The sequence below is a fragment of the Pseudomonas alkylphenolica genome (assembly GCF_016009175.1).
GTDB lineage: Bacteria > Pseudomonadota > Gammaproteobacteria > Pseudomonadales > Pseudomonadaceae > Aquipseudomonas > Aquipseudomonas alkylphenolica_B.
This window is the reverse complement of sequence record NZ_JADUCM010000010.1, coordinates 1-18,942: the sequence shown is the minus strand read 5'-3', so window position 1 is coordinate 18,942 and position 18,942 is coordinate 1. Positions and strand designations below refer to the sequence as shown.

Here is an 18,942-nt window from a genome sequence, read left to right as displayed (position 1 = left end):
CTTACCCGTGGAAAGCCCTGATGACGCGACCGTCGCCGACCCTACGACGATTCCTGCCCCGAGCCTGCACACACCCGCGACGTACCGTGATCCTGTGCTTTCTCATCGCCTTCATCATCACCCTGGTGCTCGCCGGCCATCAGTACTACCAGCTTCAGCAGCGCGAACTGCAGGACCGTCAGCACCAGCTGCACGTGCAGGCCCTGGCCATCGAGGCGGTCATCAGCAGTGGCAAGAGCCAGCTGAAGTTCTTGCGCCACATTGCCGAGCGGCAACTGATCGAAGCCCACACCCAACCCGACCTGCGTCACAACGGTGCCATCGATGCGGCCATGGCCAATGCCCGCCAGCCCGTCTGGGGCATGCCGGTACCCAAATCCGATGCCCCGGTGCGGGCCATCGGCGATGCCCAGGTGGCGAACATCCCGGGACTGGGCCGCGAGCCAGAGCAACTGGCCGAAGACCTGCACCTGTCACGCGCCATCAGCCAGCTGTTCCCGGCGCAGTTCCAGGGCGAAACCCACCTCACGCGCATCCTGTACCTGAGCACCTCGGGGGTCGTCATCGCCTACCCGCCGCTGCGCGACACGCAGCTGGAGCCGGTGCTGCGCAAGTTCTCCAGCACACCGCTGATGCACACCAGCCGCGCCAACAGCGAAGGCCTGGACATCACCTTCTACCCCCTGCCGGGCACCGAGCTGGGGACCATGCCGCACCTGCTGCTGAGTACCCCGGTGTACCTGAATGCGGTGATGCGCGGGGCGCTGATCTACGACGTGCCGCAAGTCAGGCTGCAGAACTACCTCTATCAAACCACCCAGGCCGACGAGCACACCGCCCTGATCGACGGCGACGGTAACCTGGTCGCCAGCAGCGACCCGGCGCTGAAACCGGTCAAGGGCAACTGGCTGAACAGCTTGCCGGCCTCAGGTGTCCGCCTTTCGATGCCGATGCTGCTCCAGCGTGATACCGGTACGCTCGACCTGGGCGATGGCTACCTGCAATATCGCGAGCTGCAAGGGATCGACCTGATGCTCGCCAGCTACATGAGCAGCAGCGATTTGCGTGCGGCGGCCAACGCGCAGATGAGCGCGTTATTCTTCGGTATCTGGGCGTTGCTGGCACTGCTGATGGTGCTGACCCTGTACATCGTCGACCGCCTGTTCAAAGGCCAGCTGCGCCTGAATCGCCAATTGCGCGAACTGGGGCTGGTCGACGGCCTGACCCAGCTTGCTAACCGCCGACGCCTGCAGTCGGACTTTGGCGGGTTGCTCAAGCGCCTGCAACCGGAGCAACCCGTGGCTTTGTGGATGCTCGACATCGACCGTTTCAAGCGTATCAACGACACCTGGGGCCACAGCGCCGGCGACGAGGTGATCAAACACCTGGCAACGCTGCTGCGCGCCCTGGTACGGCCTCAGGATCTGGTGGTGCGCTATGGCGGTGAGGAGTTCTGTGTGCTGATGCCTGACACTACGCTGGAAGACGCAACACAGATCGCCGAGCACCTGCGGGCGGCCACCGAGCAATCGGTGTGCGTGCCCGATGCAGGTACCCTGCTGGCCGGTGCTCCGTCGCTGGACATTCGCCTGACCGTATCGATCGGCGTCGCCGAGTTACGCGTCGACGGTTGCGAGGGGCTTGAAGAGCTCGTTGCCACTGCAGACCGGCGGCTGTATGCAGGCAAACAGGGCGGCAGAAACCGGGTGATCAATCACGACTGAGCGACCTACCGCGCCAGCAACCTGATGACCACCAGGTGCAGCGGGTAGAACCAGTACCCCCACCGCCCTACCCGCCAGACCGGCATGCGGTACTGCCTGCACAACATCCAAAGCCCTAGCGGTGCCGACACCAAGGCGGCACCCAGCGCCATCAAGGTGATCGGCTCGCCCGGGTTGACCTGCAGCCAGCGGTTGGTGAGGTTCGCCGCGACGGCGATGAAACCCGGTACCAGCCAGGTGCCCGCGCCGCCGCGCAACGCCAGTAAAAATGCCGACGGCAACACCACACCGGGCCAGCCGTACATCAACACATCGCTGACCAGCAGCGCCACCAACAGTACGCTCAACAGGCCCCAGCGGTGGTGATGCACGCCCCACGCCAGCAGCAGCCCGAGGGTCAGCGTGGGCATGATGCTGAACGTCCCGGTGCCGACATCCAGGGCCTGGTAAGGCCACTCGGACAGTAGCGAGAAAGTCAGCATCCAGCCCAGGTAGCGGCCATTGGCGCGGGTGAACAGCTGGCCCTGTGCTGAACGTGCGACATTGGCGGCAATGCCCAGGCAGAACAGCGGAAAGGCCAGACGGCCGATCACAAACAGCCACTCGGCGGTCGGCCAGATAAACCGCAGATGATCGATCACCATGCTGAGCATGGCCAGCCACTTGACCAGATCGAGGCCTGCCGAACGCGAGGGGCTCATGGGTGTCCTTGTAAAAACGTGAAAACCGACTCACAGACTAAACGAAGATCGCGAGCGCTATGCACTCGATCGCAGGCTATCGCCAGCTCCCACAATAAGACGCGAAGGGGTGGTGGGAGCTGGCGACAGCCTGCGATTGAGCGCAAAGCGCTCACCTAGCCGCCCACCAGCCAGCCCCACAGCCCCCAGCACGGCAGCGCTGCCACCACCAGCACCGCCGAACGGGGCGCGTAAGGCAGCCCCATCACCAGTGCCACGCCGGCCAGCGACAGCGCCCCGAACCATCCCACCGGCCCCATGGCCCATCCCCAGGCTGCCACACTCAACAGCAGGCTCGCGACCAGGGCCGCCCAGCCGGAATACCTCAACAACCGCAGCAACCACAACGGCCCAGGCTTGCCCCAGACCTGCTTGTAGTGCCGCCCCAACCCCAGGCACAGGCCAAGCATCCCGCCATAGGCGAACAACAACGCGCCGATAATCATCATGTCATTCGCTCTCCAGCACCGCAGCACGCGACTTCACTGCGCGGGTTTGCAGTTGCGGCCGGCTGCTGCGCCAGGCGGCAAAGGCCAGAGCCAACCCCAGTACCAGGCTGGTCGTTTCCAGCGCCTTGCGTGAGGCATCCGGCGGCAACCCCGCCGTCAGCGGTCCAAGCAACGGTAGCGCCATGCACAACAATGCCGTAGCGCCCAGCTGTTCGCTCCAGGCCCGCCGCGCCGGACGCAACGCCGCATGCAGCGCACTCAGCAACCATACGCCAAAGAACGCGCGCAGCTCCCAGCCGCCGCGCTGGGCCAGTTCCGCCGGCAATAGCCGGTTGGCCCAGAGCAAACCGGCACACGCCAGCAGCAACCCGGCAACAAAGGCAACGTTCAGTACCTCAGCCAGCCGGTACCACCGCGCCGCCGCACTCGAGACACCCGCGTACTTACGCTGGCGCTTGACGCAGAACAGCACCAGGCCGCTGGCGATCATGGCGCTGCTGACCAGCGCGCAAAGGAAATACAGCCAGCGCATCGGGTAACCGCCAAACTGGGCAAAGTGCAAACCGACCATCACCCGCTGGGTCAAAACGCTGGCAGGCATCTGCGGCACATCACGCAGCAACGCACCGCTGACACCATCGAAGACCATCGCCTGACCTTTGCTCAAGGCAATCCGGTTGCCCAGCTCCGGACGGAGCTCGACCCGCGCCGCCGCGGTACCGGGATGCTGGATGCTGAGTCCGCCGAGGCTGCCCAGGCGCTGCTCGGCCTGTATCAGCAGTGGCTGCAGGTCCGTCAGCGTTGCAGGCTGTTTGAGTGCATCACGAGGTTGTTCGATTCGCGCGCCGCCCTGCTGCGCCTTGAAGTAGGCCTGGTTGTTGCCGGAAAACAGGGTGTCCACGGCTGCCGGCACGTAGATGAGCATGAAGATCACCAGCCCGGTGTAGGTGATCATCAAATGAAACGGCAACAACAGCACGGCGCTGGCGTTGTGAAAGTCCAGCCAGGAACGCTGGCCCTTGTTCGGCCTGAAGGTGAAGAACTCCTTGAAGATCTTCTTGTGTATCACCACGCCGCTGACCAGCGCGACCAGCATCATCAGCCCCAGCGCGCCCACGGTGAAGATGCCCCACAGGCGTGGCAGGTTCAGGGTGAAGTGGAAACGGAAGAAAAACGTCCCGCCGACACTGTCGCGCACTGCAATCGGCTCGCCGGTCGCCGGATCAAGATGCACGCCACCGCCGCGCCGCCGCTCGCCGGCGGATACCTGCATGCCCGGGGTACGCTCGGTAGGCAGGCTGATGTTCCAGCTACTGGCGTCGGCATGGGGATTCTGCAAGTAGCCCAGGGCACGCTGGGTAGCCTCGAACGGGCTCAGTTGCACACGCGGGATTTCCGGCCGCATCCAGTGATCGATTTCCTTATCGAATACCGCCAGGGTGCCGGTGGCGAAAATCGCAAACAGCAACCAGCCGGCAATGAGCCCGGCCCAGGTGTGCAACCATGCCATCGATAGAGTGAAGGTTTTTTTCATCTCAATTGCTCCACAGCTGCGGCCAGAACGCGACCAGCGCCAGCGGGCCCGAGATGCCGGCCAACGCCCACGCCCGGCGCTCGCTACGACAGGCGAAGGCCCAGAGCACGGCCAGGGTGTAGAACACAAAAGCCGGCAAGGTGGCGACAATCACCGCGTCGGTTGCAGCCATCGGCAGCACACGGGCAAGAAAGGCGGTGATCGCATAGGTAAAGGCGTAACCGCCCAGCAACCCCGCCGCGCAACGCGAAGCGATGGTCAACCAGGCAGGTCGGGGCTTGCTCATCAGGGAATCCTCCGCAACAGGCGTGTCACATCACGGTAAAGCGCCACAAGGCTGCCGCGAACGGTCGATGCGCAACCGGTCACCAGCAGCCTTGCGATGCCTGGTTGGCGTCAGAACGAGATGTTCAACGCCGCAAAGAGCGCCCGGCCCGGCTGGTTATAGGTATTGGCGCCGGAACTGCTGGCGTTGCCGCCGCGGTAGATCTGTTTGTCGAACACGTTGTTCACGCCTACGCGCACGTCGTAATGCTTGTTGAAGGTGTAGCCGGTGCTGACATCGACCAGACCGTAGGCCTCGACATCCTGCTGGGCCGCTTCGTCGTAGTTCTCGAGGGTGCGGTAGTTGTAAGTCGGCGACGCTTGCTTGCCGTAATAGGTGCCGGCCACCTGGAACGACAGCTTCTCGGTTGCGCGCCAGTCCAGGGTGCTGTTGACCGTGTACTTGGGCACCACGCTTAGCGGTTCGCCGGTGTCGCGGTTGTCGTTTTCCAGCATCACGGTGAAGTTGGTGTTCCAGTCCAGCGACGGCGTCAGCTCGACAAACAGGTTGCCTTCAACGCCTTCGACCAGGGCCTTGCCGGCGTTTTCCCACTGGGTCACGCGGCGACCGCCATTGACGTCATACACGACATCGGTGCCACCGATGATCTTGTTCTTGTAGTCGTTGCGAAAGTAAGTCGCGCTGGTACGCCAGGTGCCACGGTCATACAGCAGACCGATTTCCTTGTTCACGCTGGTTTCCGGATCGAGGTCGGCATTGCCCTGCAGGTAGCAGCCACCGCTGTTGGTCTGCGCGCTGCTGCAGCCCTGGCCGCGGCTGTACAGCAGGTAGTTGGGGTTGGACTGGTACAGGTTGGGCGTTTTGTAAGCGCGGGCAATACCGCCCTTGAGGGTAAGGTCGTCAGTGAGCTTGTGAGCCACGTTCAGGCTCGGGCTTAGGTTGTCGCCGAATTCTTCATGGTGGTCCAGGCGCAGCCCAGGGGTGATGGTGGTGTCGCCGATGACGATGTTGTCTTCGCTGAACAGCGCAAAGCTTTTCGCCGTCATCTTGGTTTCACTGCGATCAAAACCACTGATCTGGTCACCGTTGCCGCCGGACGGGTCAAAGCTCTGTGGCCGGAACGAGCCCTGATCGTTAAGGCTCTCGTACAGGTACTCGCCGCCCAGGGTCAGCACATGCTCGGTGTTGCCCAGGCTCATCGGCAGATTGACCTCGCTGGACAGGCGCGTGTTGCGCAAGCGCGACACGTCGGCACCGCTGTCATTGATGGCACCTTCCGGGCCGCCGGCCAGGCCTTCGTTCATGCGCCAGTTGCGCACGTATTCGTAAGCCAGCGACGACTTGCTGGTGCCCCAGTCGAAATCCCCCAGGTGCGTGATGTCGTAGGTGCTGCGCTGCATGACGTTGGTTTCATGGCCATACAGGCTGTTGATCAGCTCGATGTCGCCGCCACCGTTGCTGTTCATGGTGTCGCCGGCATAGATGTTGCCCTGGCGGCTGTAGCCACTGCTCAGCTCCAGGCGGTGGGCATCGTTGAGGTGCCAGCTGAGCAGGCCGTTGATGTCCTTGTTGCGCACCCCTTCACGCCCTGCTGCCAGTGCGCTGTTGGCGTGGTCGGCGTTGATTTCGGCATCGTCGGCGTCGGTCTTGGCCAGGCCGCCGTACACGCGAAACGCCAGGGCGTCGGTCAGGCCGCCGCTGAGGTTGAAGTTGGTGCGCTTGCTGGCGCCTTCGGCCTTGTCTTCGGGCAGCAGGGTGTACAGGCTGACGTTGCCTTTAAGCTCCTGAGTCGGGCGTTTGGTGATGATGTTGACCACCCCGCCCATGGCACCGGAGCCGTAGCGCGCCGCCGCCGGGCCGCGCAGGATCTCGATGCGCTCCACGGCTTCGGCCGGCACCCAGTTGGTTTCGCCACGGGTATCGCGATCGCCGTTCCAGCCATAGCGCACGGCGTTACGGGCGCTGGACGGTTTGCCGTCAATCAGGATCAGGGTGTTTTCCGGGCCCATGCCGCGCAGGTCGATCTGCCGGTTGTTGCCACGGGCGCCGCTGGCGCTGTTGCCGGACAGGTTGACCCCCGGCTCGCGGCGGATGATATCCGACAAGTCGTTGGCGGGCGGGTGACGCTTGATGTCTTCAGCGGTAATGATCGACGAACCCAGTGCCTGCTTGGCTTCCTCCTCGGCGGTGACCATGGTGTTTTCGATCACCATGGCGTTGTTCGCCTCCTCAGCCTGTGCCGACTGGACCATCAGTACAGGTGATGACAGCGCGACAAAGGCCAGGGTCAAACGGTGAGGGGCATTTCTGGGCTGCATGTGACAACTCCGGACACTTCAAGAACGACCGGGCAAATGCTGGCCTGAAGCGCCGCAGACCTGCGCCCGTTGCTACCGGCAAAAAATGCTTAGGTAGCTACTGAGGGCGCCAAATATAATGATTTACAAATGAGATTAAATATTATTTACGAAACTTACGTTTTGCTGTAGCCCGTTCTAGACATGTTGCGGCCTTGTCAAAGGCTCATGCCCTTCCAATCGCCAGGAAAGGCATGAGCGCTTTATCACCCGACCTGACCGGCTCGGGCCAACACCGCATTGAGCAGCACATCGGCGCCCTGACGCACGTCGTCAGGCAGTACGTCTTCAGCCTCGTTATGGCTCAGGCCACCGACACACGGAATGAAGATCATCGCGGTCGGGCAATAGCGCGCGAGCAGGATCGCATCGTGGCCGGCGCCGCTGACGATGGCCTGCTGGGCATAGCCCAGACCGTCCACCGCCGCTTGCACCGCAGCGACGCACTCGGCATCAAACGGCGTCGCCGGGCTGACCCAGTGGCGGCTGATGCTGACCTTCAGGCCGCGCTGGGCGGCAATGACCTGCAGGCGCTTGGTTACCTGCTGCTCCATGTCGTCAATCGCGCTGTCGAGGTGATGACGCAGGTCGACGGTAAACTGCAACAGCCCGGGAATGGTGTTGCGCGACGACTTGCTGATGCTCAGCTCGCCGACGGTGGTCAGGCCCTGGGGGGCAAAATCGCCGGCCAGTTGCTCAATCGCCTGAATCATCGGCGCCGCACCGTACAGGGCATCCTTGCGCAGCGGCATCGGCGTGGTGCCCGCGTGGGCAGCCATGCCTTCGACCTGCACATCGAGCCAGCGAATGGCCTGGCCGCCGCTGACCACACCAATGCTCTTGGCGTTGTCCTCAAGGATCGGGCCCTGCTCGATATGCGCCTCGAAATACGCATCCACCGCACCGCCCAGCAGGCGCTTGCCGGCGAACCCGGTCTGTTGCAAGGCTTCGGCAACGCTAATGCCATCGGCATCGCGCACCGCCAGTGCGTCCTCGAGCTGCATGACGCCGGTGAACACCGCCGAGCCGAACATCGCCGGGGTAAAGCGCGCGCCCTCTTCATTGGTCCACACCGCGATTTCCAGCGGATTGCGCGTCTGGATCTGCAGGTCGTTGAGACGGCGTACCACCTCAAGCCCGGCGAGCACGCCATACACGCCATCGAAACGCCCGCCTTCAGGCTGCGTATCGAGGTGGCTGCCCATCATCACCGGCGCAGCCTCCGGGTTGCTGCCAGGGCGACGGGCAAACAGGTTGCCGATGGGGTCCACACTCAACGTCATGCCCGCTTCGCGGCACCAATGTGCGAACAGGTCGCGCCCGGCTTTGTCTTCTGCGCTCAACGCCAGACGGCAACTGCCGCCACGGGCGGTGGCACCGATTTCGGCCATGGCCATCAGGCTTGCCCACAGGCGTTCGCCGTTGGATTTCAACATGTCAGCTACTCCAGCAATCATCAGTAATCAGGCCATTTCCAGGCGATGGGCGGCGGCATGACGGCGCGCCAGGGCAAGTACGCACAGCAGGGAGATCGCGGCGATCACGCTGTAGAACAGCGCCATCGGCCACCACTGGCCGGCAAATTTGTGCGCAAGCCAGGTGCCTACCAGCGGCGTCAGCCCGCCGGCGATCGCGCCACATACCTGGTAGGCCATGGAAATCGCGGTGTAGCGCACACGGGTGTCGAACATGCCGCTGACATAGCCGGCGATCACCGCGTAGAACGACGCCATGCACACCACCGCCAAGGCAATGCCGACGATGATCAACGGCGCCTGGCCCGAGCTGACCAGCACGAACATCGGATACGGCGAGGCCATGGCCAGCAGCGAAACCAGACAGAGGAAACGCGTGGCACCGATCTTTTCCGCGATCCAGGCCGCCATCGGCTGAATGCAGAACTGGACGATCGCCACCACGAACAGGCACTCGAGGATCAACGAGCGCGGCAAGCCCAGTTGCTGCGTGCTGTAGGCGATCATGAAGGTGTTGGTGAAATACACCCCGGCAATGCCCAGGGTGTTGGCGCCGATGCACAGCAGCAGCGGCCGCCAGGCAGTGCGCAGCACTTCCATCACCGGCGCCTGCTCTTTGCGCTTGGCCTTGCTGGCCTGTTCGCGGCTGGCGAGGAACTCCGGCGATTCATTGACCCCGAGGCGAATCGCAAGGCCTACCAGCAACAGCAATGCGCTGGCCAGAAACGGCAGGCGCCAGCCCCAGCTCATCAGGTCTTCTTCAGGCAGGCGAGTCACCGCACTGAAGGCCAGCAGCGACAGGATCAGACCCGCCGGGCTGCCCAGTTGGGCGAAAGAGGCAAAGAAATTGCGCCGGCCCTTGGGTGCATGCTCGCCGGCCATCAATACCGCACCGCCCCACTCCCCGCCCACGGCAATGCCTTGAACGACGCGCAGGATAATCAGCAGCACCGGCGCGCCCGCGCCGATCTGCGCATAGGTCGGCAGCAAGCCGATGCACACGGTGACCACGCCCATCATCAGCAAGGTGATCACCAGGGATTTTTTCCGGCCGATGCGGTCACCGATGTGACCGAACACGATGCCGCCCAACGGTCGGGCGAAAAAGCCCACGGCAAAGGTGCCGAACGCGGCCATGGTGCTGAACAGCGGGTCGTCGGAGGGGAAGAACAAGGCGCCAAACACCAGGGCGGCGGCGGTGGCGTAAATGTAGAAGTCGTACCACTCGATCATGGTGCCGATAAAGGCGGCAGCCGCAGCCCGGCGTGGCTGGGGCGAAGCGGAAGGCTTCATGGGTCAGGCTCCTATGATTATTTTTCTGGCAGGAGAGAACGGTTGTCGAGGGCGCTCTGGACGGCGCCTGTGTAGGACCAATTTTTCGTCCCGGGGCTATGATTAGTCAATTTTCTATTTATTATTCGCAGTATTAACCACAGTTATATTGACTGACCGAGGCCCCGTTATGTCCGAACGCCTGCTCAACGACCGTCTGGACTGGAACCTGCTGCGAACGTTCCGGGTGATTGGCCAGGAACTCAGCATCAGCCGGGCTGCGGCCCGCTTGCACCTGACCCAGCCGGCGGTCAGCCAGGCGCTCAAGCGCCTGGAAGAACAGCTCGGACGCCAGCTGATCGCGCGCCGCGGCCCACGCTTTGCACTGACTGAAGTAGGCGAACAGATTTTCCACCTGGCCGGGGAAATCTACGGGCAGATGTCCCAGGTCAGCAGCGTGCTGGACGAGCCGGTGGACGAAGTCATCGGCAAGGTGCGGATACTGATCATCAGCCGGGTGTCCTGCGATCGCTTTGACAGCTTTCTGGCCGGCTTTCACCGCCAGCACCCACGGGTGGATGTCGAGATTGACGTGATGCGCAGCACCGACATCGTCGCCGCCCTGCAGGAGAAAACCGCGACCCTGGGCCTGAGCCTCAACCGCCGCCCGCAACCGCGCCTGGAACAACGCCTGTTTCTGCGCCAGCGCTACGGCTTTTTCTGTGGCAAGCACCATGCATTGTTCGGCAAGCAGGACGTTGCCGAAGGTGACTTGCAACGGGAGAATTTTGTCAGCTTTGCTAGCGACCAGATCGGCGGGATGCTTTCGCCGCTGACGATTTTTCGTGACCAGCAGGGGTTCAGCGGGCGGATCGTCGCTTCTTCGCCAAGCCTGGAAGAAGTTCGCCGGCTGGTGGTTGCCGGCTTTGGTATTGGCTGCCTGCCCGCGCATGTCGTCGCGGCGGACGTCGAAGCCGGTTTGCTCTGGCCCCTGCCACCCCGCGAAGGCATCGCCGATGTCGACATTCACCTGCTGTGGAATCGCGAGCAACGCATGAGCCGCGCCGAAGCGGTATTTCTCGAGTCGTTGCAAGCCACACTGGTGTAAGCGTCGCGCAGTGCACGGCCTACCGGGCGCTGCGCGAGACGTTTATTGCGGCCGCAAGATCAGCACCCCCAGCGGTGGCAGGTTCAACCCCAACGACAACGGCTGACCATGGCTGGGCACGGCCTTGCTGGTCACCGCCCCGAGGTTGCCATAGTTGGACCCGGCATAGCCCTCGGCATCGCTGTTGAGCACTTCGACCCAGCGCTCGCCAAACGGCACGCCAATGCGGTAGCCCTCACGCGGCACGGGAGTGAAGTTGGCCACCACCAGTAACGGCTCACCATTGGCACTCCAGCGCAGCCAGGCATAGACGCTGTTGTGCGCATCATCGCCAATCAGCCACTGGAAGCCCTGGGGCAGGCAGTCCTGCTGGTGCAGGGCGCGCTCGTCGCGGTACAGCCGGTTGAGGTCGCTGACCAGGCGTTGCACCCCCAGGTGCTCGGGGTATTTGAGCAGGTACCAGTCCAGCTCGCTGTCATGGTTCCACTCCCGCCACTGGCCGAATTCGCAGCCCATGAACAGCAGCTTCTTGCCCGGGTGGGTCCACATGAACGTGAGGTAGGCACGCAGGTTGGCAAACTTCTGCCAGCGGTCGCCGGGCATCTTGTCGATCAGCGAGTGCTTGCCATGCACCACCTCGTCGTGGGAGATCGGCAGGATGAAATGCTCGGTGTAGGCGTAGATCAGGCCAAAGCTCATCTCGTTGTGGTGATAGGTGCGATGGATCGGGTCGTTCTGGATGTAGTGCAGGGTGTCGTGCATCCAGCCCATGTTCCACTTGTAGGCAAATCCCAGCCCGCCTTGCTGGGTGGGCTGGCTGACCCCGGGCCACGCCGTGGACTCTTCGGCGATTACCAGGGCGCCGGGCGTTTCAAGGGCAACCACGTCGTTGAGGTGGCGAAGAAAATCGATGGCTTCAAGGTTTTCCCGCCCACCATGGCGGTTGGGCACCCACTCCCCGGCCTTGCGTGAGTAATCGCGGTAGAGCATCGACGCCACGGCATCGACCCGCAAGCCGTCGATGTGAAAGTGCTTCAGCCAGTGCAACGCCGAAGCCAGCATGAAGCCGTGCACTTCGTTGCGGCCCAGGTTGTAGATCAGCGTGTCCCAGTCCTGATGAAAGCCTTCCAGCGGGTTTTCATATTCGTACAGTGCGGTGCCGTCGAAGCGCGCCAGGCCATGGCTGTCGGTGGGGAAATGTGCCGGCACCCAGTCGAGAATGACGCCGATCGAGGCCTGGTGGCAGGCATCGATGAACGCTGCAAAGTCTTCGGCCGAGCCGTAGCGAGCCGTGGGCGCGAACAACGACAGCGGCTGGTAGCCCCAGGAGCCACCAAAGGGGTGCTCCATGATCGGCATCAGCTCAATGTGGGTGAAGCCCATTTGCTGGATGTAGGGCACCAGGCGGTCGGCCAGCTCACGCCAGTTGTAAAAGCGCGTCACCTCCCCGGCATCGTCCAGCTCGCATTGCCAGGAGCCGGCATGCAGTTCGTAGATCGACAGCGGCGCGGTGGTCGCCTGACGCTCTGCGCGTACCTGCATCCAGTGCTGATCCTGCCAGTCATGGGCCAAGGGACCGGCCACTTTCGAGGCGGTGCTGGGCGGCAGCTCGGTGGCGCGGGCCAGCGGGTCGGCTTTGAGCGGCAGGATGCCCTCGCGCCCCAGCACTTCATATTTGTACGCTTCGCCCGCTTTCAGGCGCGGCACGAACAGCTCCCACACGCCGGCACTGTGGCGCAGGCGCATGGGGTGGCGGCGACCGTCCCAGTTGTTGAAATCGCCCACCACCGACACCCGTCTGGCATTCGGTGCCCACACCGAAAAACGCACGCCGTCGATACCCATGGCCTGTACCGGCTGGGCACCCATGCTCGACGACAGGTCACGGTGATTGCCTTCGGCAAACAGGTAGAGGTCCATGTCGCCCAGTTGCGGGCCAAAGCTGTAAGGGTCTTCGGTAACTTGCTCGCCACTGGCCCACTGGATGCGCAGCACGTACGCCGGCTGCTCGCTCATGCGGCCAATGAACAGCCCCGGTGTCGACTGCTGTTCCAGTTCGCCCAACACGCGGTTGTCGTCCGCGGCCAGGGCCTGTACCGACAGCGCACCGGGCAGGTAGGCGCGGACAAACTGGCCGCCGGTCCCATCCGGGTGCGGACCGAGCACCGCGAACGGGTCTGCATGTTCAGCCCGCACCAGCGCGTCGATGTCCCGTTGATCCAGCCCGCCGTCCTCGCGCTTGCGTTGATTCATTCACATTTCTCCCCAGGTACTTGTCAGGCCATGGAGGCCATGCAAAGGCACGGCCAGCCAACTTGGGCGGTTCTCGGCTTCATACAGAATTTCGTAGGCAGCCTTTTCCAGGCTGAACAGTTCCAGTGCCGCACGCTCGCCGTCGGCATGTTCCCAGGCATGAGGCATGGCAGCGGTGGCCAGCCCGTAGGCCTCGACAAAGGCATGTCGGGCCTGGTGCAGATAACGCCTGGCGACTCGCTGACGGGCCTGGCGGGCACTGTCCGAGAGGTCGACACTGGAGGCACTGCGCAGCACCATGGCAGCAGCATAGTCGAAGGATCGCAGTATGCCGCTTACGTCTTTGTAGGGGCTGTGCCGCGCGCGCCGCGCGCCAAGTGGACGGGCCGGCTCACCCTCGAAGTCGATCAGGTAGGCATCGCCCTGCACCACCAGCACCTGGCCCAGGTGCAGGTCACCGTGCACACGCATGAGCAGGCCGCCCTCAACCTGTGCACTCAAGGCCTTGATGTGCTCCAGCAGTGCCTGATGCTGCTGGAGCAGATCATCGACCAGCACCTGGCTGTCGCTGTCCAGCTCGCCGCGATGTGCTTCCAGCAGTTCCAGGGCACGTGTCAGTTGCTCGCCGATCTGCTCGCCCCAGGCGGTGCATTCGCGTGCGGTGCAGGTGCGTGACTGGAACGCAGGGTCCTGGGTTGGCGCGGCCAGCACCCGGTGAAGTTCGCCCAGGCGCTGGCCCAGCAACGCCGCGAAGGCCGCCAGGTCGTGCAAGGCATCGGTGTGGCCATCTGCGGTACCGGGTTCCAGCTCGTCGCGGATCGCCCGTTCGAGGTTGTTCTGGGTCCAGTCCCAGGCATCGCCCTGATTGTTCAGGTACCCCTGGGCGATCATCAGCAAATGCGGCTCGCCTTCGGCGTCGACCCGGCTTACCCAGGCCAGCAAGGGCGAAATATTGTTGAAGCCGGCGGCGGTCAGGTAAGCGCTCATTTCCAGTTCCGGGTGCACCCCGGCATTGACCCGGCGGATCATCTTCAGCACCAGGCTGCCCCCCACCACCACCGAACTGTTCGACTGTTCGGCCGAGAGGTAACGCACTGCGGCCTCTTCGCCCAGGTTCAGGTCAGCCAGCTGCGGCGTCGCGTTGAACTGCACCTCACCTTCGCTGCACGGCAGGCGGCTGCCGTTCTGGCAGGCCAGCAGCACCGCGCGCACAAAGCTTTCCAGCACGAACGCATCGGTGATCAGGCCCACCTGCCGCCCCCGCCGCACCCGCGCCAACGCCAGTTGCTGCGGTGGCGCGGTGTTGATCTGCTCTTCTGCGATCAGGCCGAACGGCAACAGATAGCGCGTGCTCTGGCCAGCGGAGCTCACTTCGATCTCGCTGAACAGCACCGGGTTGGCAGCGGTGGTCAGGCGTACGCCGTAGGCAATCTGCACCTGCTCGATTGCCGAGTCCTTGTTGGCAAACCAGCGCCGCTTGGGCAGGTACTGGGGCAGGATGCTGTTTTGCAGGGCATCGCGGGACGGCGCATCGAGCAACTCTTCCATGCGCTTTTTCAGCACCAGCGTGGTGAACTCCGGCAGGCTCTGGGCCGGCTCCACGTGCCAGCTGGGCATCTGGTCCTTGGGCGCCAGCAGAAACCAATAGAACCCATAGGGCGCCAGGGTGAGCAAAAACGGCAGCTGGCCAATCGGCGGAAAGGCACTGCCGCCAAGCATTTCCACCGGCACGCAGTCCGCGTATTGGGACAGGTCGAGCTCGGCGGCTTGCGCAGCCCGCGACACGTTGGCCACGCAGAGGATGATCTCGCTGTTGCCGTTACCGTCGCTGTACTCGCGCACGTAGGCCAGAATCCGCCGGTTGCTCGGCGACAGCATTTTCAGCGTGCCCCGGCCGAAGGCCTTCTGCTGTTTGCGCACCGCCAGCAAGCGCCGGTTCCAGTTCAGCAGCGAGTGCGGGTCATGGGCCTGGGCTTCGACGTTCACTGCCGTGTAACCGTACAACGGGTCCATGATCGGCGGCAGCACCAGGCGTGCCGGGTCCGCGCGGGAGAACCCGCCGTTGCGGTCAATCGACCACTGCATGGGGGTGCGCACGCCATCGCGGTCGCCCAGGTATATGTTGTCACCCATGCCGATTTCGTCGCCGTAATACAGGGTCGGCGTCCCCGGCATCGACAGAAGCATGCTGGTCAGCAGTTCAACCCGGCGCCGGTCGCGTTGCAGCAACGGCGCCAGACGGCGGCGAATGCCGAGGTTGATGCGCGCCCGGCGGTCTTCGGCGTAGTAGTTCCACAAGTAGTCGCGTTCACGGTCGGTGACCATTTCCAGGGTCAGCTCATCGTGGTTACGCAGAAAGATCGCCCACTGGCAGTTGGCGGGAATGTCCGGGGTCTGGCGCAGGATGTCGGTGATCGGAAAGCGGTCTTCCTGGGCCACGGCCATGTACATGCGCGGCATCAGCGGAAAATGAAAGGCCATGTGGCATTCGTCGCCCTGCCCTTCGCCAAAATACAGCTGGGTGTCCTCCGGCCACTGGTTGGCTTCGGCCAGGAGCATGCGATCCGGGTAGTTGGCATCGATTTCGGCGCGGATCTGCTTGAGCACCTGATGGGTCTCGGGCAGGTTCTCGTTGTTCGTGCCGTCCCGTTCGATCAGGTACGGGATGGCGTCGAGGCGCAGGCCGTCCACACCCAGGTCGAGCCAGTAGCGCATCACGTCGATCACCGCCTTCATCACCTGCGGGTTGTCGAAGTTCAGGTCGGGCTGGTGCGAATAGAAGCGGTGCCAGAAATACTGCCCGGCCACCGGGTCCCAGGTCCAGTTGGACTTTTCGGTGTCGAGAAAGATGATCCGCGTACCGTCGTATTTCTGATCGCTGTCGGACCACACGTAAAAATCCCGGGCCTTGCTGCCCCGCTTGGCATGACGCGCCTTCTGGAACCACGGGTGCTGGTCGGAGGTGTGGTTGATGACCAGTTCGGTGATCACCCGCAGGCCACGCTGGTGCGCCTGGGCGATAAAGCGTTTTACATCGGCCAGGGTGCCGTAGTCAGGATGCACGGCCTTGTACTCGGCAATGTCGTAGCCGTCGTCGCGCCGTGGCGAGGGGTAGAACGGCAACAGCCACAGGGTGTTGACGCCGAGTTCGGCGATGTAGTCGAGTTTGGCGATCAGACCGGGAAAATCACCGATACCGTCGTTGTTGGAGTCGAAAAAGGACTTGATGTGCACCTGGTAGATGATCGCGTCCTTGTACCAGAGCGGGTCGTCGATAAAGGCTGCCTGGCGGCTGCGCTTGGCCATGTGCATCTCCTTTGTGTGTCTGAGGTGGGGCTGCTGTGCAGCCCTTCAGCGGCTAGCCGGCGTTTAGCGGAGCGTCTCGATGCGCCAGATACCGAACGGCATCACCCACGGTTCGATTCGCATCCATTGGGTCTTGCCGTGCCAGGTCCAGCGGTGACCGGTCATCAGGTCTTCGCCAAGGGTGTCGGCGTGGTCATCCAGGCCCAGTTCCCACAACGGCAGCTCGAAGTGCGCCTCCTGGGCGTTGTGCGGGTCGAGACTGATGGCGACGAGGATGAAGTTTTCGCCGTCGCTGCTGCGCTTGCCGAAATACAGGATGTTGTCGTTCCAGGCGTTGTAGAAGGTCACGCCCAGGTGGGTCTGCAAGGCGGGGTTCTGGCGACGGATGCGATTGAGCTGGGCGATCTCGGCAATGATGTTGCCCGGCTGGCTGAAGTCGCGTGGACGAATTTCGTATTTCTCCGAATCCAGGTATTCCTCCTTGCCTGGAATGGGCGTTGCCTCGCACAGTTCAAAGCCTGAATACATGCCCCACAGCCCCGAACCCATGGTCGCCAGCGCCGCGCGGATGAGAAACCCGGCACGACCGGACTCATGCAGGAAAAACGGGTTGATGTCGGGAGTGTTGACGAAGAAGTTCGGCCGGTAGCAGTACCGCCATGGCGGCTGGTTGAGTTCCTCGAAGTAGCTTTGCAGCTCGGCCTTGGTGTTGCGCCAGGTGAAATAGGTGTAGCTCTGCGAGTAACCGACCTTGCCCAGGCGCGCCATCATCGCAGGCTTGGTGAACGCCTCGGCGAGGAAGATCACGTCCGGGTGCTGGCTGCGCACATTGGCGATCAGCCATTGCCAGAACGGCAGCGGTTTGGTGTGCGGGTTATCGACCCGGAACATCTTCACCCCCTCCTCCACCCAGCCCACCACCACATCGCGCAAGGCCAGCCACAGCGACGGCACGGCCTCGGCGGCATAGAACTCGACGTTGACGATGTCCTGGTACTTTTTCGGCGGGTTTTGCGCGTAGCGAATGCTGCCGTCCGGGCGCCAGGAGAACCACCCGGGGTGTTCCCTGAGCCAGGGGTGGTCCTGGGAACACTGGATGGCGAAGTCCAGGGCAATCTCCAGGCCGTGTTCGGCTGCGGCAGCCACCAGCCGGCGAAAATCCTCGCGGCTGCCCAGTTGCGGGTGAATCGCCTCGTGCCCGCCGTCTTCGCTACCGATGGCGTACGGGCTGCCCGGGTCGCCGGGCTCGGCCTGCAAGGCGTTGTTGCGGCCCTTGCGGTAGCGCATGCCAATCGGGTGAATCGGCGGAAAATAGAGGACGTCAAAGCCCATGTCGCGGATCATCGGCAAACGTTCCTGCACCGTATTGAAGGTGCCGTGCCGCGTGGGGTCATCGGTGACCGAGCGGGGAAACAGCTCATACCAGCTGGCAAACAGCGCCTGCCGGCGCTCGACGTCCAGCGGGTATTCCGGGCTGCGACTCAGGTGGGGACGGTGATCGGCTTTGCGCATCAGCAAGGCGGTGTCGGCGTGCAGCAGCTGGGCCACTTGTTGTTCGGCCGGCAGGGTCGGCAGCCGCCGGCACAGCGCCTGCAACTGATCGCGTAGCGGCCCCTGGCTGCGCTGCAGGTTCTGCTCAAGCAGCAACACGCCCTCTTGCAACTCCAGTGTCACGTCCAGGCCCGCGCTGACATTTTTCAGCAAATCGTGGCAATAGGTGGCGAACGGGTCGACCCAGGCTTCGATACTGAACAGGTAGTGCCCCATTTCCGTTACCGGCAGCGCGCCCAGCCACAGGTCATTGCCGGCAAAGGTCATTGGCTCGCAATGCCAGCGCCGGCTGTGCGCCTGGCGCCAGTTGAGCATCACCGCCAGGGTGTCGTGGCCGTCGATGTAAACCTTGCTGCTGACCTGGACGGTTTCACCGACCACCGCCTTGACCGCAAACACCCCGCCATCGAGCAGTGGCTGGGTATCCTCGATCACCACGCGCGGTGCCAACAGGGCCTGGGACAGGCTGATTGCCTGGTCGGGATGATCGTTTGCCGGGGCTGTACGGTCAGTTTCGAAGGGCTCATCGCGGGTCATCGATCCTTGCTCCGTTACGGGGTGCAGTAAGGGTTCAGAGCGGGTGAGCAGCGTGGGGTTCAAAAAAAATGACTGATTGGCGCGGTGTGCGGTCGAAAAAAACTGAGCCCATTGATCCAGAACCCAGTGTGAGGTCAGGCCATGAACATTCCCATTCCGGCTGAAACACCCGATCCGAATATAGACGACCCGACCCTGCCACCTGCAGTGCCAGAGGAAGAGCCCGATGAAATGCCGGTCAAGCCGACCGTGCCTCCCACCGTGGGGGACCCGCCGAGCGAGGAACCGGCGGTGAAAGCGTAACCGGGGTTCGCCGGCAAGCCTGGCTCCTACCGTAGGAGCTGACTCAT

Annotated in this window: 13 protein-coding genes; 3 read left to right on the top strand and 10 right to left on the bottom strand. The window is 63.2% G+C overall.

Going from position 1 to position 18,942, the window contains the following annotated elements; translation table 11 throughout:
• Positions 1-20 precede the first annotated feature (20 nt).
• A complete protein-coding gene (locus I5S59_RS11340) occupies positions 21-1,724 on the top strand; it encodes a diguanylate cyclase (protein ID WP_197876677.1) in 1,704 nt (567 codons plus the stop codon).
• Positions 1,725-1,729: 5 nt separating this feature from the next.
• Here I5S59_RS11340 and I5S59_RS11335 read toward each other — a convergent pair whose 3' ends face one another.
• From I5S59_RS11335 to I5S59_RS11305, 7 genes are all read right to left on the bottom strand, one after another.
• Positions 1,730-2,425, bottom strand: coding sequence for a TraX family protein (locus I5S59_RS11335; RefSeq protein WP_197876676.1), 696 nt, complete (start codon positions 2,423-2,425; stop codon positions 1,730-1,732).
• 155 nt (positions 2,426-2,580) lie between these two features.
• Positions 2,581-2,913 carry a DUF3325 domain-containing protein gene (locus tag I5S59_RS11330; protein ID WP_232239699.1) on the bottom strand — a complete coding sequence of 111 codons (333 nt, stop codon included), beginning with the start codon at positions 2,911-2,913 and terminating at the stop codon, positions 2,581-2,583.
• Between the two features lies 1 nt (position 2,914).
• Positions 2,915-4,447 carry a PepSY-associated TM helix domain-containing protein gene (locus tag I5S59_RS11325; RefSeq protein ID WP_197876675.1) on the bottom strand — a complete coding sequence of 511 codons (1,533 nt, stop codon included), beginning with the start codon at positions 4,445-4,447 and terminating at the stop codon, positions 2,915-2,917.
• A gap of 1 nt (position 4,448) precedes the next feature.
• On the bottom strand, positions 4,449-4,733 hold the full coding sequence (locus I5S59_RS11320) for an iron transporter (RefSeq protein WP_197876674.1): 285 nt from the start codon (positions 4,731-4,733) through the stop codon (positions 4,449-4,451).
• 110 nt (positions 4,734-4,843) lie between these two features.
• On the bottom strand, positions 4,844-7,051 hold the full coding sequence (locus I5S59_RS11315) for a TonB-dependent siderophore receptor (protein WP_197876673.1): 2,208 nt from the start codon (positions 7,049-7,051) through the stop codon (positions 4,844-4,846).
• A 245-nt stretch (positions 7,052-7,296) separates the two neighbouring features.
• On the bottom strand, positions 7,297-8,526 hold the full coding sequence (locus I5S59_RS11310) for a Zn-dependent hydrolase (RefSeq protein ID WP_197876672.1): 1,230 nt from the start codon (positions 8,524-8,526) through the stop codon (positions 7,297-7,299).
• 27 nt (positions 8,527-8,553) lie between these two features.
• On the bottom strand, positions 8,554-9,858 hold the full coding sequence (locus I5S59_RS11305) for an MFS transporter (protein WP_197876671.1): 1,305 nt from the start codon (positions 9,856-9,858) through the stop codon (positions 8,554-8,556).
• Positions 9,859-10,027: 169 nt separating this feature from the next.
• Between I5S59_RS11305 and I5S59_RS11300 the strand changes: the two genes are divergently transcribed.
• The gene (locus tag I5S59_RS11300; RefSeq protein WP_128325091.1) at positions 10,028-10,945 is read left to right on the top strand and encodes a LysR family transcriptional regulator; all 918 of its coding nucleotides are present in this window, start codon (positions 10,028-10,030) and stop codon (positions 10,943-10,945) included.
• A gap of 42 nt (positions 10,946-10,987) precedes the next feature.
• Here the strand turns inward: I5S59_RS11300 and glgB are convergent, their stop codons facing one another.
• From glgB to I5S59_RS11285, 3 genes are all read right to left on the bottom strand, one after another.
• The gene (gene glgB / locus I5S59_RS11295) at positions 10,988-13,198 is read right to left on the bottom strand and encodes a 1,4-alpha-glucan branching protein GlgB (protein ID WP_197876670.1); all 2,211 of its coding nucleotides are present in this window, start codon (positions 13,196-13,198) and stop codon (positions 10,988-10,990) included.
• Positions 13,199-16,504, bottom strand: coding sequence for a maltose alpha-D-glucosyltransferase (treS, locus tag I5S59_RS11290; protein WP_197876669.1), 3,306 nt, complete (start codon positions 16,502-16,504; stop codon positions 13,199-13,201).
• A 63-nt stretch (positions 16,505-16,567) separates the two neighbouring features.
• Positions 16,568-18,592, bottom strand: coding sequence for an alpha-1,4-glucan--maltose-1-phosphate maltosyltransferase (locus I5S59_RS11285; protein ID WP_197876668.1), 2,025 nt, complete (start codon positions 18,590-18,592; stop codon positions 16,568-16,570).
• Positions 18,593-18,733: 141 nt separating this feature from the next.
• On the opposite strand from I5S59_RS11285, the gene I5S59_RS11280 reads away from it, so the two are divergent.
• Positions 18,734-18,895 carry a hypothetical protein gene (locus tag I5S59_RS11280; protein ID WP_164897269.1) on the top strand — a complete coding sequence of 54 codons (162 nt, stop codon included), beginning with the start codon at positions 18,734-18,736 and terminating at the stop codon, positions 18,893-18,895.
• Positions 18,896-18,942: the final 47 nt, after the last annotated feature.